Here is a 13,620-nt window from a genome sequence, read left to right as displayed (position 1 = left end):
GACGCGGAGCGTCACCGGATGCTTCCCACGCGGAGCGTGGGAACGATCAGCCCCCTCCCACATTTGATCTCTGGCGCCTGATAGACTCCTCCACACTTCCACCACCCGCGAGCCGCCCCTCATGCTCCATGTGTTGTTCAGCGTTTACCTGAAGATGCTGGTGCTCTATAGCCCGTTCTTTGTGCTGTCCTGCTTTATCAGCCTGACCCGTGGTTATTCCAGCAAGGAGCGGCGGCGCCTGGCGTGGAAAGTCGCGCTGGCGACGCTGGTATCGAGCGTGCTGCTGTACCTGTTCGGCCGGGTGATTTTCAGTGTGTTCGGTATCACTGTGGATGCCTTCCGCATCGGTGCCGGCAGCGTGCTGTTTATCTCCGCCCTGGGCATGGCCCAGGGCAAGTCGGCGGTGCAGACCGATAACGTGCAGCAGGACGTGACCATCGTACCGCTGACCATCCCGCTGACGGTCGGCCCCGGCACCATCGGCGCGCTGCTGGTGATGGGGGTAAGCCAGCCCCACTGGGACGACAAGCTCACCGCTATCCTCAGCATCGCCCTGGCCAGCCTTACCGTGGGCGTGGTGCTGTACCTGTCCAATCGGATCGAACGAATTCTCGGCGACCAGGGCTTGCAGATTGTCAGCCGGTTGATGGGGTTGTTCGTGTGTGCCCTGGCCGCGCAAATTATCTTTACCGGGGTGCGCGGTTATCTGGTGACCTAGATCCGGTATTTGGCAATGGCCGACTGCACCTTGTCGCCCGCGCTGTCACGCATCAGCTGAAGGGTCTTCTCGTTGACCACCGAGGTATTCAGCACCAGGCAGGTCTGCCCGCTGAAGGCCTCGAACGATGAGCTGTCCCATTCAAGGAACGGCAAACCCACCTGTTTACTCACGCCATGGCTGCTGTAGGTCACCAGCACCATCATCACTTCGCCATTAGTTTGCGCGCAGGACGCCACGCCAAAGTCACCGCCCTGGTGCACGCTGCAGTTGCGCTTGAACAAATCGAACGACGCCGGCTGTTGCTTCAAGGCTTCCAGCGCATCCGCGGCCAGTTTCGGCAGCAGGCTGAGCAGCGGCCCCGACAACGACATCGAAGCGAGCATCGCGCCGATGATATTCAGTGCGGCCAGTTGCACCGTCAGCCCCTCGCCGACCCGTGAGACTCGCTCAAAACTGCTGCGCAACGGTAACCAGCCGAGGCTGACCATGACCTTGATAAATTCGTCGTACCAGGCCTCGGTGCCCCGATGAACCTTCAATACATCGCTCACATAGCTGCTGGCCAACAGGTAGCTTTTGCGAATGTACTCGCGGTTAAGCCCGGACAACCCCTCGGCGAAAGAAATCACGCCGTTGTTGACCACCGCCGCATTGCAGTCATCTTCGGTGTCCAGCGGTGAAGCCGCGTGCGTAGCTGGCGCACCCGGCAATTTGTAGGCGGCAATCAACTTGCGCCTTTTGGTACTGTTGATCCTTCTGTGATGTCGCTCCATTTCCAATTCTCCACGTACACCCCGACTCGGGGCTTGTAACCACACTAGTCCACTGACCGGCGGGCTTTCCAGACGACAAACATCCCTTGGCGCGGCTCGGCCAAGCGCGCCGTCCAGCAATAGCGCGGCATGCACGAAGGGCTTCATGGTTTCGCCGTGAAAAAAAGAAAAAGCCCCGGACGACTACAGGAAAATCCTCGAGTCATTCGGAGCTTTCGGACCACCGCCGAGGTGTTTTCAGGAGGCGGGTTTACCGCCGTACCAGCGCGGTGTGTACACCCATTCCCCGCCGCCGGCACGCGCAAAGGTGCAGGTGGTGGACGAGCCGACCAGCACCATGGTGCGCATATCCACTTGGTCCGGGGTGAGCTGGCCCAGCGTGGTGACGCGCAGCGTCTGGCCGGGGCGACCGATATCACGGCCCAGTACCACCGGTGTTTCAGGCGTGCGGTGCTGCGCGACGATCTCCAGCGCACGCCCCAGTTGCCACGGACGCGCACGGGAAATCGGGTTATAGAACGCCAGCGCCAGGTCGGCCTGGGACGCGAGGTCCAGACGCTTTTCGATGATCGACCAGGGCTTGAGGTTATCCGACAGCGACATCACACAGAAATCATGCCCCAGCGGCGCGCCCGCCTGGGCAGCGGTGGCCAGGGAAGCCGAGACGCCAGGCAGGATTTGCAGCTCGACCTGATGCCAGGCCGGGTCGCTGGACTCATGCAACGCCTCGATCACCGCAGCGGCCATGGCGAATACACCGGGGTCGCCGGACGACACCACCACCACCGAGCGCCCTTGGGCGGCCAGTTCGAAGGCGTGACGTGCGCGCTGCATTTCTTCGCGGTTGTCCGTGCAGTGCTGCACCTGGTCATCACGGAACGGCCCGGCCATGCGCACGTAGGTTTCGTAGCCCAGCACATCGGTGCAGCGCGCCAACTCAGCCTTGACGGCCGGCACCATCAAGTCAGCGGCGCCAGGGCCAAGGCCGATCACGGCGAGACGGCCACGCGGGCGGCCTACCTGTGACACATCCACCGGCTGCTCGGCCACGCTGAGGGTGATGTCCGCGTGCGGCTCAAGCTTGGCAAAGCGCAGCGGCACACCCAGCTCCGACGCGGCCTCATGCAACGAGGCTTCGGCCATCTGCCTGTCGCTCGCCAGCAGGCACGCCAGCGCTTGCACGGCAACGCCGGCCTCGTGCAAAGCCTTGCGCACACGTGTCGCCAGGTGCGCACCCGGCTTGCAGGTGACGCAGACCGTCTTCGGGTAGATCAGCAATTCGTTGGCGGCAGGCGTACGCTCGGCACTGCCCACATGAATCGCCAGGCGTGCCCTCGGGTCCTGCGGCAAATTGGCCTGCTCCAGCCAGGGCGCCGCGCCTTCGATGCGCACGCGCTCACCGGCCAGCAGGTCCGAGACAAAGCGCTTGCCCAGCTCCAAGTCCGCCAGCTCGTAACCCTTGGGCGGGTTGAGCAGGCAGGTGCCGAACCGCAACTCGCCGCTGGTGGTGATCGCCGCTGCCACGCCCAACGCGGCGGCAATCTCCCGCGCCATCACATTCACGCCGCCCAGGCCGCCCAGCAGCGGCACCACGGCGCTGCCGTCTTCGGCGACGGCCAGCACGGCCGGCTCCTCACCCTTTTCGAGCAAGAGCGGCGCGAGGGTGCGGATCACGATGCCGGCGGCGCACAGCGCAATCAGCGGCGTGCCTTGCTGGTAGAGCTGGCGCAGGGTGGCGCCGAATTCGCTGTAGCGTTGGTCTGCACCCTCAACCCGACCGTCCAGGCCATGGATCAGCGCAGCCGGGTAAAGCTGCTGGATCCTGCGCGCGGTCGCCAGGCTGCCCTGGCCCAGAATGACAATCGCCGGGCTCATCAACCTTGCCACCGTTCACCGGGTACGATGATCAACGAGAAATACGGCGACGACATCGGCTCCACCTGATCCAGCGGCACGATTTTCTGATTGGCCATGGTGGCGCGCTCCACATACAGCGCGCGCCCGGCCAGACCGAGTTCTTCCAATACCTGGCGCACCTTGGGAAAGTTGCGCCCCAGCTTCATGATCACCGCCGCATCCGCGTCCGCCAGTCGGCGCTTGAGGTCATCGTGGGGCAACACGCCAGAGAGCACCGACAGGCTCTGATTGCGATACACCAGCGGCGCGCCCAATACCGAAGCACCGCCCAGCATCGAACACACGCCCGGGATGACCTGCGCCTCATAGCGTTCGGCGAGGCGGTCGTGCAGGTACATATAAGAGCCGTAGAAGAACGGGTCGCCTTCGCAGATCACCGCCACATCGCGGCCGGCATCCAGGTGCGCGGCCACAGCGACACTGGCCGTGTCGTAGAAATCGCTGATCACTTGCTCATAGGACAGCGGCGCCGGCAGCGCCTCGGTGGTCACCGGGTACACCAGCGGCATCAGGGTTTGCTGGGGCACCAGGTGGTCTTCGATGATGCCGAAGGCATTGCCCTTCTTGCCCTTGGCCACGAAGTACGCCACCACCGGCGATTCGCGCAGCAGGCGCAGCGCCTTGAGGGTGATCAGTTCCGGGTCACCGGGCCCTACGCCCAGGCCGATCAGACGTCCGCGTGCAGGCATTATTCAACCTCCGTGGCGAGCGCATTGACGGCGGCGGCGGCCATGGCGCTGCCACCCAGGCGGCCCTGCATGATCACGAACGGCACGCCACGGCTATCGGCGGCGAGCATCGCCTTGGATTCGGCGGCACCAACAAAACCCACCGGAAAACCCAGGATCAACGCCGGTTTCGGCGCGCCGGCGTCGAGCATTTCCAACAGGTAGAACAAGGCGGTCGGCGCGTTGCCGATCACCACCACGCTGCCGGCCAAATGCGGGCGCCAGAGTTCCAGGGCAGCGGCGGAGCGTGTGTTGCCAAGCTCGCGCGCCAGCTCCGGCACGCTGTCGTCACGCAGGGTGCAGATCACCTTGTTGTTGGCCGGCAGGCGCGCACGGGTCACGCCTTCGGAGACCATCCGCGCATCGCATAAAATCGGTGCGCCCGCCGCGAGCGCGTCGCGCCCGGCCTTGCCTGCGCCGTCGGAAAATTGCAGGCCGTCGATGGCCTCGACCATGCCGCATGCATGAATCACCCGCACCGCGAGTTTCTCCAGGTCCGCCGGGATACGCGCCAGGTTGGCCTCCGCGCGAATAATGGCGAAGGAGTTGCGATAGATCTCCTGACCGTCGCGGATGTAATCAATCATCGGTGTTGCTCCGTGGGCGAGCGCGCAGCAAGGCGCCCGCCGCGTCAATAGAAAGAGTGCGCGCGTGCAGCCGGCCAAAACCTGGATGAGCAGCGTCGCGAAAATAGAGGTCGTAGTGGCCGGGGCTCACCGCCAGCAAGGTGACCGGCGCGGTGTGTGCAGCGGCGCAGGAGCGCGGGCAGCCGGACAGGTGAACGTCGTGACCCGGTTGCAGGGCGGCCAATTGCACGGCGTCGGCCTTGGTATCCGACAAGCCTTTGCCGCAGCCGCTGGAACCGGTGCAGGCGATCATGCGCGCCAGGGGTTGATCGGCTGCGCAGAGAAAGCCCAGTTGCGCCAACTGCTCGGTCACCACGCCTGGCTGTGTGAGGTTAGGCAGCAGCACGCCCTGCCAAGGGGTGAACCGCAAGGTCGCGTCGCCATACTCGCAGGCCAGCTGTGCAGCGCCCTTGAGCATCGCCGAATCCAGGCGGCCCAATGGCGCGGCGGCGGAGACATAGAACCGGCCTTGCTGGCGCTGTGGATAACTGCCCGGATGGTCTGACGCGCCGCTGGCCGGGCGGTTGAAGCCATCCGCAGGCAGTAGCGGCAGGCGCAGGCGGCTCAGTAAGTTATCCACAACCAGATGGCGCATGCGCGTTTGTTCCGGCGTGGCCAGGTCGAGAAAGGCTTCGAGCACGGCCACCACCAGGGCATGGCCCTGGTCCAAGCGCACAGCGGCCAACGGTGCATTCAGGCCAGGACAGCCGGCCAGGCCGAACGCGAGCAGGGTTTCACCCGCCTGTTCGAAGGCCGACAGCCACAGATCGTGATGATGTTCGAGCATCGCCAAGGCCTCGAAGCCATCCAGCTGCACGGCGAATTTGGCCGACAGCTCATGAAAGCGTGGATGGTTTTCCAGGGTGGCGAGGATCTGCCCGGCCAGTGGGCGCGTGTCGAGCAGCATCTGCGAGTCGATGCCGGCGCTGGGGCTGAGCATCAGGTTGCGCACGTCATCACCGCCCGCATTGCTCGGGCCGAGGCCTGCCGCCAGCAACATCGCGATCAAGGCCTCCTGCTCGGCGCCGATCCCGCGAATCTGCAGGTTGGCGCGGTTGGTCGCCTCGATCACCCCGCCCGCGTACGCCTGGGCAGCGTCCGCCACGGCGTTGGCCTGGGCCGCGGTGATCGAGCCACCGGCCAGTTTGATCCGACAAATACCGCCGTCCAACGCCTGGACGATGCGCAACAACCCCGGACAAGCCGAGGGGCGCAAGGTATTCAGAGCGGGCGTTGGGTTCACGGGGCTTCCGGTTGACGGGTAAAGGCGCGGTATTATGCCTGCTTTGTCCGGCGGCATGAAAAGCCTGCCCGTCGGATGTCGTTCAAGGAATTGATATGTCGCCCTGGCTGACGGTAGTAGGCATCGGTGAAGACGGCTTCAAGGGCCTGGGCAGAAACGCCCGGCACGCCTTGCTGCGCGCCACACGGATTATAGGGGCGCAGCGCCAGTTGGACCTGTTGCCGGTGTGCATTCGCGGTGAGCGCGAGTTGTGGCCGAGCCCGTTCTCCCTGGAACCGGTACTGGCGCGGCGCGGTACGCCTGTATGTGTGCTCGCCAGCGGCGACCCGATGTTTTATGGCGTGGGCGCCAGCCTGGCGCGACAGATTGCGGCGCAAGAGTTGCTGATTGTGCCCGCGCCGTCGTCGGTATCCCTTGCAGCCGCGCGTTTGGGCTGGCCGTTACAGGACGTGGTGACGTTATCCGTGGTGGCTCGGCCCGTCGCGGCAATCAACGCGCATCTGGCCAGCGGTGTGCGTTTGTTAGTGCTGAGTAATGACGGTGGCAGCCCTGCGTTGATCGCGGCTGTGTTGACCGAGGCCGGGTTCGGGCCGAGCCGATTGAGCGTGTTTGAACACTTGGGCGGGGCGAATGAGCAACGTGTCGACGGCCTGGCCGAGGGTTGGCAGCACCACTCGGCCGCCGATCTGAACCTGGTCGCCATCGAGTGCCTGGCCTCGCCCGACACGCCACGCCTGTCGCGCCTGGCAGGCCTGCCGGATAGCGCCTTTAAGCACGACGGCCAACTGACCAAGCGCGATGTGCGCGCCATGACCCTCGCGCGCCTGGCCCCCATGCCTGGCGAGCTGCTGTGGGACGTGGGCGCAGGCAGCGGTTCCATCGGTATCGAATGGATGCGCACTCATCCCAGTTGCCGCGCACTGGCGATTGAAGCCGACGCAGGCCGCCAAGACTTGATCGAACACAATCGCGACGCCCTCGGCGTGCCCGGTCTGCACCTGGTACGCGGCACCGCCCCGGACGCCCTGCATGGCTTGCCGACACCCGACGCCATCTTCATCGGCGGCGGCGTCACCCGCGACGGCGTGCTCGACAGCTGTTGGCAACAGCTGCGCCCCGGCGGTCGACTCGTCGCCAACGCCGTAACCCTGCAAAGCGAAATGACCCTGATGAACTGGCGCGCCGAGCACGGCGGCGAACTGACGCGCATCCATGTGGCCCAGGCCCAGCCGCTGGGAGAGTTCGATACCTGGCGCCAGGCATTGCCGATCACCTTGCTGGAAGTGGTCAAGCCGCTATGAAACGGATTCTGCTGCTGGGCGGCGTGACCGAAGCGCTGGCCATCGCGCGGACGTTAGGGCCGCAGCATATCTACAGCCTGGCGGGCGTGGGACGTGTGCCGACCGATCTCACCTGCCAGGTACGGGTCGGCGGTTACGGTGGCGCTGAGGGCCTGGCGCAGTTTGTTCGGGATGCGGGGATCAGCCTGATCCTCGACGCGACCCATCCTTATGCAGCGCAGATCAGCCAGAACGCGGCGCGGGCGGCGCAGTTGTGCGGTGTGCCCTGCTGGGCGTTGCGCCGACCGGCATGGCAGCCGCAGGCCGGTGACGATTGGCGTGAGGTCAGTGATTGGGCCGAGCTGATCGAAGCACTCAAACCGTTCAATCGTCCCCTCTTCACCTTGGGTCGCGAACCGTTGCAGCACCTCGACGAAATCCCCGCCAACCAATTCTGGACGCTGCGCGCGCTGGATGTGTATCCCGGCAATGATCGCTGTGAAGTGATTGGCGCGCGTGGGCCGTTCCTCATCGAAGAAGAACGCGCGTTGTTTGAACGATGCGGGATTGATGTGCTGATCAGCAAGAACAGTGGCAGCACAGCCACCGAGCCGAAGCTGGAAGTGGCGCGGGAACGGGGGGTGCCGGTGTTGGTGTTGAAGCGGCCGGTGTTGGCGGCGGTGGATCGAGAGTTCTCCACAGTGACAGCGGCCTTGGAGGCCATCCACGCTCACTGAACAACACCGGTCCAATGTGGGAGGGGGCCCGCCCCCGATTGCGGCGTGTCAGTCAATGTCTTATTGGCTGATCCACTGCATCGGGGGCAAGCCCCCCCCACATTTACGCCGAGTTGTCAGTTGCCTGCCACTATGGCCTGCCCGACACCATCATGAGCTCGTTCGGCTAACAACTGCGCAAGCTCAATCAACTGCGCGACGCCCAGCAATTCCTCTCTTTTCGATCCTTCCAGGTCAAAGGCAATGTCGCAACTCAGCGCATTGGCCGAGGCGAGTGTTTCGCTGAGGTTGACCAGCAGGTCTTCGGTGCTGACTCCATCGGCTACGGTGAACAGCCGGATGGGGGGATTGGGGGTGGGTTTGATCATTGTGAAGCTCCTTAATCTAAGTGGAGCTGCCAACTAATCGCCGCGACGCGATGGGGGTGGCAGCTGTGCGCAGGTTCGCGGACCGGAGATTAAGGAAGCCGGCATACCCGAAGGTATCCCGCGCACAGCCACCATAGCGCCGCACAGTAGACGATAAAAAAGCGTCAACTGAAAGGAGGCAATGCTTAATCAATCCGAGCCGCGACGCCCGACCGCTGCGTTTGCAGCGGTGTACGGAGACTAGAGATTGAGTTTCCTACCGGCAACCTCAAAGAGTTGTCGGAGATTTCTGTTTGATCGTTCCCACGCTCCGCGTGGCAACGCATCCCGTGACGCTCCGCGTCACAACCTCTAGAGCAGACGCAGAGCGTCCTGGGCGGCATTCCCACGCAGAGCGTGGGAACGATCGAAACCTCAAAGAGTTGTCGGACGTTTCTGGTCAGGTCTCACTCTTGATCGTTCCCACGCTCCGCGTGGTAACGCACTCCTTGACGCTCCGCGTCACAACTTGAGAAACGGACGCCGGCCGATATTGGCTCAAGTAGACAAAAAACTCCTGTCGCCTGAAGAAACACTCAGCTCGTTGGCAAATTTCATTTGATAAGTCAGGATCGCTCGCTTGCTTGATCAGTAACCTATTTGTTACCTTCAGGACGGCTAATGATTGAGATTGAAGAATACCGACGCGCTAACGAATCCAGTCCGTTCGATGAGTGGTTTTCATCTTTGAGTGTCCCAGCGGCAGCTCGAGTTTCAACCGCTTTGGTTCGACTTGAAACGGGCAACACCAGCAACATCAAGTGGTTCGATGGGCTAGGCGAATACCGCATCGATTGGGGGACCAGGCCTGCGAATCTATCTGATACAAGAAGGCCACCGATTAATCATCCTGTTCGGTGGTGGCGACAAGTCCAGTCAAAAACGCGATATCAAAGTCGTAAATTCGCTGATCAATGAGCATCAGCGTGGCAAGAAATTGAAACAAAAGAGGTAACCAACATGGCGCTTACCCGCAGCTACAAACACACCATCGCCGAACGTGCTCAGCGCGACCCCGAATTTGCCCAAGCGCTCCTTGATGAGGCCGCTACGCTGTTTCTCAATGGTGAGCCGGAAATATCGCGCGTGATTCTACGTGATTTGGTCAACGCCACCGTTGGCTTTGAAGGCCTGGCGAAAGAAACCGCCAAACCGAGTAAAAGCCTGCACCGGATGCTGTCAGCCGGCGGCAATCCTAGTATGGATAACCTCGCGGCGATTTTTGCAGTGATTAGAAAAGCCTTAGGTGTCGATATGCAGGTCCACGGAGTTCCTATTGCATAATTCGCGATACCAAACGTCCAACGTGACTTGATCGTTCCCACGCTCCGCGTGGCAACGCATCCCGTGACGCTCCGCGTCACAATTACTAGAGCAGACGCAGAGCGTCCTGGGCTGCATTCCCACGCAGAGCGTGGGAACAATCGAAAAGCCCTCTCCAGCACTGGCAATCCCGAGTTCGCGACTATCATGAAAGTAATGAAGGCCTTGGGTCTCAAGCTTCACGCCACGGCAATCTGATAGCACTGCGACACCAAACCACACCGCCCCTTTTTACTTATCCCCCCGATCAGGCTAAATACCCGCCTGATCGATTAACCCTACGGATTATCCGCCATGGCCCGTCAACGCTTTGCAATTGCCTGGATCGCCTGCCTTGCAGTGCTGTTCAATGCGTTTGCCATGCCGCTGGCCGGTGCGATGCAGCAGGTGGATGACCCGGTCAAGCGTCTGATGTGGGGCAGTTTCTGCTCTTCCAACGGCGCCAGCTTGAAGACGCTAGCCCTAAGCACGCTGGAGATTCCGGCGGCGCCGGATGATCACTCTGCCATGCAGCATTGCTGGTGTTGCTCAGGTTCGGCATCGTGGGTGGCGTTGCCGGGGCATGTGCCGCAGCTGTATGTCACACGGTTCGAAGCCCTGCGCAGCCTGCCGGCGCCTGCACTGCAAAACCCCACGCCACGCCAGCAATGGCCGAGCCTCAACCCCCGAGCCTCTCCAACGGTCTGATCTGCTTCGCAAGTGAACTGCGTTTAGAACTGTTCTGGAGAACTGCCATGCTCAAATCTTCCCTGCTTCTGGCGGCGTTGCTGCTGCCGGTGTTCAGTGCCGCCAATGCCGAGGACTACAAGGTCGGCGACCTGTTGGTCAGCGATCCCTGGTCCCAGGAATTGCCGCCAAATGCGCCCACCGTTGCGGCGTACTTCGTGATTCATAACAGCGGCGCTTCGTCGGATCGCCTGCTCAGCGTCGAAACCAGCGTCGCTGAAAAAGCCGAGCTGCACGAACATGTGATGCAAGGCGACCTGATGAAGATGCGCCAAGTGCCCAGCGTCGCCGTGCCGGCCAAGGGCGAGCTGACCTTCGCGCCGATGGCTTACCACGTCATGCTGCTGGGCCTCAAAGACCCTAGCCTGTTGGCCGACGGCAAGCAGTTCCCGCTGACCCTGACCTTTGAGAAGGCCGGCAAGGTCGACGTGAACGTATCGGTTCAGAAAACGCCGCCTATGGCCGCCCACGCGCACCAGCACGCCCAATAGGCTGACGTCGATGGGCGCCCTTCGCGCCAGGTCGTCTCCACGCCCGCGCTTGATGCGTGGCAGTTGGATCAGCCTGTTCGCCATGCTGATGATCTTTGTCGGCCCGCTGATTTCCCAAGCGATGCCGATGGATCATCACGCCGGTATGTCGATGGACATGCCGAGCTGCCATGGCGAGCCCAAGCCCACCAAGGCCCCCGACGAGCACCACGTACTCTGGGAAAAGTGCGGCTATTGCAGCCTGCTCTTCAGTTGCCCGGCACTGCCCGGCGGCGTGTCCTTCATTGCCCTCGACGCCCCGCCGCCCGCCAACGCCCTTCCCCCCGCCCCGCGCCTGGGCCATGCCCGGCAAAGCATCTTTCCCGGCGCCCGCAGTCGTGCGCCGCCCATCGCCTCGTAAGCCCCTCATAGCGCTACTTCATACCGGCCGACTTTAAACAGACAGCCGCAGGCTGCTGGCCGTGTCGTTTACGATTGATTGATGGAATTTTTCATGTCCAGGTTTTCTGCCGACACCCGTTTGGGGGTTGCCCCTGCTTTTGCCGTACTGTGCGGCGCACTGCTTGCTCCGCAGGCCCACGCGGACGAACACGAATTGAGCCCCACGGTGATCACCGCGATCGCCCCCAGCTCGCCACTCACCGTGGTCACCAACCCGAAAGACCCACGCCAGCCAGTGCCCGCCAGCGATGGTGGCGACTACCTCAAGACCATCCCCGGCTTCGCCCTGGTACGCAATGGCGGCACCAATGGCGACCCGGTGCTGCGCGGCATGTTCGGCTCGCGCCTGAATATCCTCACCAACGGCGGCATGATGCTCGGCGCCTGCCCAGGCCGGATGGATGCGCCCACCTCGTACATCTCGCCGGAAACCTACGACAAGCTCACCGTGATCAAGGGCCCGCAAACCGTGCTGTGGGGCCCCGGTGCGTCAGCCGGCACCGTGCTGTTCGAGCGTGAACCGGAACACTTCGGCGAGCTGGGCACGCGGCTCAACGCCAGCGTATTGGCCGGTTCCAACGGCCGTTTCGACAAGGTCATCGATGCCGCTGCCGGCGGGCCGCTGGGCTATGTGCGGGTGATCGGCAACCAGGCCCATGCCGACGATTACAAGGACGGCAACAACGACACGGTCGCGTCGCGCTATGACAAATGGAACGGCGACGTCGCCGTCGGCTTCACCCCCGACGCGGATACGCTGCTCGAGCTCACCGCCGGCCGTGGCGATGGCGAGGCACGTTACGCCGGGCGCGGTATGGACGGGTCGCAGTTCCTGCGCGAAAGCCTGGGGCTGCGCTTCGAGAAGTCCAACCTCGGCGAGGTGCTGGATAAGCTTGAGGCTCAGGTCTACTACAACTACGCCGACCACGTGATGGACAACTACAGCCTGCGCGTACCGTCCGGCACCGGCATGATGGCCGGGCCCATGGCCTCCAACGTCGACCGCCGCACCCTCGGTGCAAGGGTCAAGGCCACGTGGCGCTGGGCCGATGTGCAGTTGATCGGCGGCCTGGACGCGCAGACCAACGAACACCGCGCGCGCAGCAGCATGGGCGTCGACACCTACAAGGAGCTGCCGCGCGACAAGGACGCCAACTTCCACAACTACGGCGTATTTGGCGAGCTGACCTGGTACGCCGCCGACCGCGACCGCCTGATCACCGGCGCACGCCTGGACCGCGCCTCGGCCAAGGATTTTCGCCAACGCACCGGCTCGGGAATGATGTCGCGCCCCAACCCGACCGCCGGCGACACCCGCGCCGATACCTTGCCGTCCGGCTTTGTGCGCTACGAGCACGACCTGGCGGACACCCCCACCACGCTGTATGCCGGCGTGGGCCACGCCGAACGCTTCCCGGATTACTGGGAGCTGTTTTCCCCCAACACCGGCGCGCTCGGCTCGGCCAATGCCTTCGACGGCGTAAAGCCCGAGAAGACCACCCAGCTGGATTTCGGCGCGCAATACAAAACCGCCGACCTGCAAGCCTGGGCCTCGGCTTACGTCGGCCAGGTGCGCGACTTCATCCTGTTCGACTACCGGCCCGGCATGATGGGCACCACCTCCCAGGCGCGCAATGTCGACGCGCGCATCATGGGCGGTGAACTGGGTGCGGCCTACACACTGACGCAACACTGGAAAGCCGACGCCAGCCTCGCCTACGCCTGGGGCAAGAACAGCAGCGACGGCAAGGCACTGCCACAGATGCCGCCGCTGGATGCGCGCCTGGGCCTGACCTACAGCGAAGATGATTGGAGCGCCGGGGCCTTGTGGCGCGTGGTCGCGGCGCAAAACCGTATCGACCCGAACAAGGGCAATGTGGTCGGCAAGGACTTCGACAAGAGCGGCGGCTTTGGGGTGTTCTCACTGAACGCGGCGTACCGCATCAATAAAAACTTCAAGGTCAGTACCGGTGTCGACAATTTGTTCGGCAAGGCTTATGCCGAGCATTTGAACCTGGCCGGCAACGCCGGGTTCGGTTACCCGGCCAGCGACCCGCAAGCCATCAAGGAGCCGGGGCGCACCCTCTGGACCAAGGTGGATATGAGCTTCTAAAAGCGTCGGGGGCAAGTCGAATCGTCGCACCGCCCCTCCCACATTGGATCGGGTTCACAGATTGAGCCTTGTGAACACAGTCAAGTGTGGGAGG

General features: G+C 63.1%; 14 protein-coding genes and 2 pseudogenes. 10 read left to right on the top strand and 6 right to left on the bottom strand.

What is annotated here, in order from left to right; genetic code table 11:
- Positions 1–121: 121 nt before the first annotated feature.
- A complete protein-coding gene (locus C4J87_RS03070; protein ID WP_065883442.1) occupies positions 122–718 on the top strand; it encodes a MarC family protein in 597 nt (198 codons plus the stop codon).
- On the opposite strand, the gene C4J87_RS03065 is transcribed toward C4J87_RS03070, so the two are convergent.
- The 5 genes from C4J87_RS03065 to cobG all read right to left on the bottom strand — a co-directional run bounded on the left by C4J87_RS03065 (position 715) and on the right by cobG (position 6,065).
- Positions 715–1,494, bottom strand: coding sequence for a hypothetical protein (locus C4J87_RS03065; RefSeq protein ID WP_124365679.1), 780 nt, complete (start codon positions 1,492–1,494; stop codon positions 715–717). The two genes, C4J87_RS03070 and C4J87_RS03065, sit on opposite strands and share 4 nt — an antisense overlap.
- Before the next feature lie 237 nt (positions 1,495–1,731).
- Entirely contained in the window at positions 1,732–3,369 is a 1,638-nt protein-coding gene (gene cobJ, locus C4J87_RS03060; protein WP_124365678.1) for a precorrin-3B C(17)-methyltransferase, read from the bottom strand.
- Positions 3,369–4,100, bottom strand: coding sequence for a precorrin-2 C(20)-methyltransferase (locus tag C4J87_RS03055; RefSeq protein WP_124365677.1), 732 nt, complete (start codon positions 4,098–4,100; stop codon positions 3,369–3,371). The genes cobJ and C4J87_RS03055 overlap by 1 nt, the downstream gene beginning before the upstream one ends.
- Positions 4,100–4,726: a precorrin-8X methylmutase gene (locus C4J87_RS03050; protein ID WP_124361086.1), complete on the bottom strand. Its 627-nt coding sequence runs from the start codon at positions 4,724–4,726 to the stop codon at positions 4,100–4,102. The genes C4J87_RS03055 and C4J87_RS03050 overlap by 1 nt, the downstream gene beginning before the upstream one ends.
- Positions 4,719–6,065, bottom strand: coding sequence for a precorrin-3B synthase (gene cobG / locus C4J87_RS03045; RefSeq protein WP_124365676.1), 1,347 nt, complete (start codon positions 6,063–6,065; stop codon positions 4,719–4,721). The genes C4J87_RS03050 and cobG overlap by 8 nt, the downstream gene beginning before the upstream one ends.
- Before the next feature lie 38 nt (positions 6,066–6,103).
- On the opposite strand from cobG, the gene cbiE reads away from it, so the two are divergent.
- Together cbiE and C4J87_RS03035 are read left to right on the top strand one after the other, a co-directional pair.
- A complete protein-coding gene (cbiE, locus tag C4J87_RS03040) occupies positions 6,104–7,309 on the top strand; it encodes a precorrin-6y C5,15-methyltransferase (decarboxylating) subunit CbiE (RefSeq protein ID WP_124365675.1) in 1,206 nt (401 codons plus the stop codon).
- Positions 7,306–8,025 carry a cobalt-precorrin-6A reductase gene (locus C4J87_RS03035; protein ID WP_124365674.1) on the top strand — a complete coding sequence of 240 codons (720 nt, stop codon included), beginning with the start codon at positions 7,306–7,308 and terminating at the stop codon, positions 8,023–8,025. The genes cbiE and C4J87_RS03035 overlap by 4 nt, the downstream gene beginning before the upstream one ends.
- 116 nt (positions 8,026–8,141) lie before the next feature.
- Here C4J87_RS03035 and C4J87_RS03030 read toward each other — a convergent pair whose 3' ends face one another.
- Positions 8,142–8,393 (bottom strand): DUF6124 family protein, encoded by a 252-nt coding sequence (locus C4J87_RS03030; RefSeq protein WP_124365673.1) that lies wholly within the window; start codon positions 8,391–8,393, stop codon positions 8,142–8,144.
- 660 nt (positions 8,394–9,053) lie between these two features.
- On the opposite strand from C4J87_RS03030, the pseudogene C4J87_RS26275 reads away from it, so the two are divergent.
- The 7 genes and pseudogenes from C4J87_RS26275 to C4J87_RS02985 all read left to right on the top strand — a co-directional run bounded on the left by C4J87_RS26275 (position 9,054) and on the right by C4J87_RS02985 (position 13,526).
- A pseudogene (locus C4J87_RS26275) lies at positions 9,054–9,387 on the top strand (type II toxin-antitoxin system RelE/ParE family toxin).
- Between the two features lie 5 nt (positions 9,388–9,392).
- On the top strand, positions 9,393–9,716 hold the full coding sequence (locus tag C4J87_RS03010) for a DNA-binding protein (RefSeq protein WP_124365671.1): 324 nt from the start codon (positions 9,393–9,395) through the stop codon (positions 9,714–9,716).
- A gap of 144 nt (positions 9,717–9,860) precedes the next feature.
- Positions 9,861–9,953 (top strand): annotated as a pseudogene (locus tag C4J87_RS26270) (DNA-binding protein); the annotation flags it as partial.
- A 96-nt stretch (positions 9,954–10,049) separates the two neighbouring features.
- Positions 10,050–10,442: a DUF2946 domain-containing protein gene (locus C4J87_RS03000; protein ID WP_124361079.1), complete on the top strand. Its 393-nt coding sequence runs from the start codon at positions 10,050–10,052 to the stop codon at positions 10,440–10,442.
- A 47-nt stretch (positions 10,443–10,489) separates the two neighbouring features.
- On the top strand, positions 10,490–10,972 hold the full coding sequence (locus tag C4J87_RS02995) for a copper chaperone PCu(A)C (RefSeq protein WP_124365670.1): 483 nt from the start codon (positions 10,490–10,492) through the stop codon (positions 10,970–10,972).
- 10 nt (positions 10,973–10,982) lie between these two features.
- On the top strand, positions 10,983–11,372 hold the full coding sequence (locus C4J87_RS02990; protein ID WP_124365669.1) for a DUF2946 domain-containing protein: 390 nt from the start codon (positions 10,983–10,985) through the stop codon (positions 11,370–11,372).
- Positions 11,373–11,465: 93 nt separating this feature from the next.
- Positions 11,466–13,526: a TonB-dependent copper receptor gene (locus tag C4J87_RS02985; protein WP_124365668.1), complete on the top strand. Its 2,061-nt coding sequence runs from the start codon at positions 11,466–11,468 to the stop codon at positions 13,524–13,526.
- The last annotated feature ends 94 nt before the right edge of the window (positions 13,527–13,620 follow it).

This window comes from Pseudomonas sp. R1-43-08, assembly GCF_003852255.1.
In the GTDB taxonomy this organism is placed as follows: Bacteria; Pseudomonadota; Gammaproteobacteria; order Pseudomonadales; family Pseudomonadaceae; genus Aquipseudomonas.
This window is presented reverse-complemented; position numbering and strand designations above follow the sequence as displayed.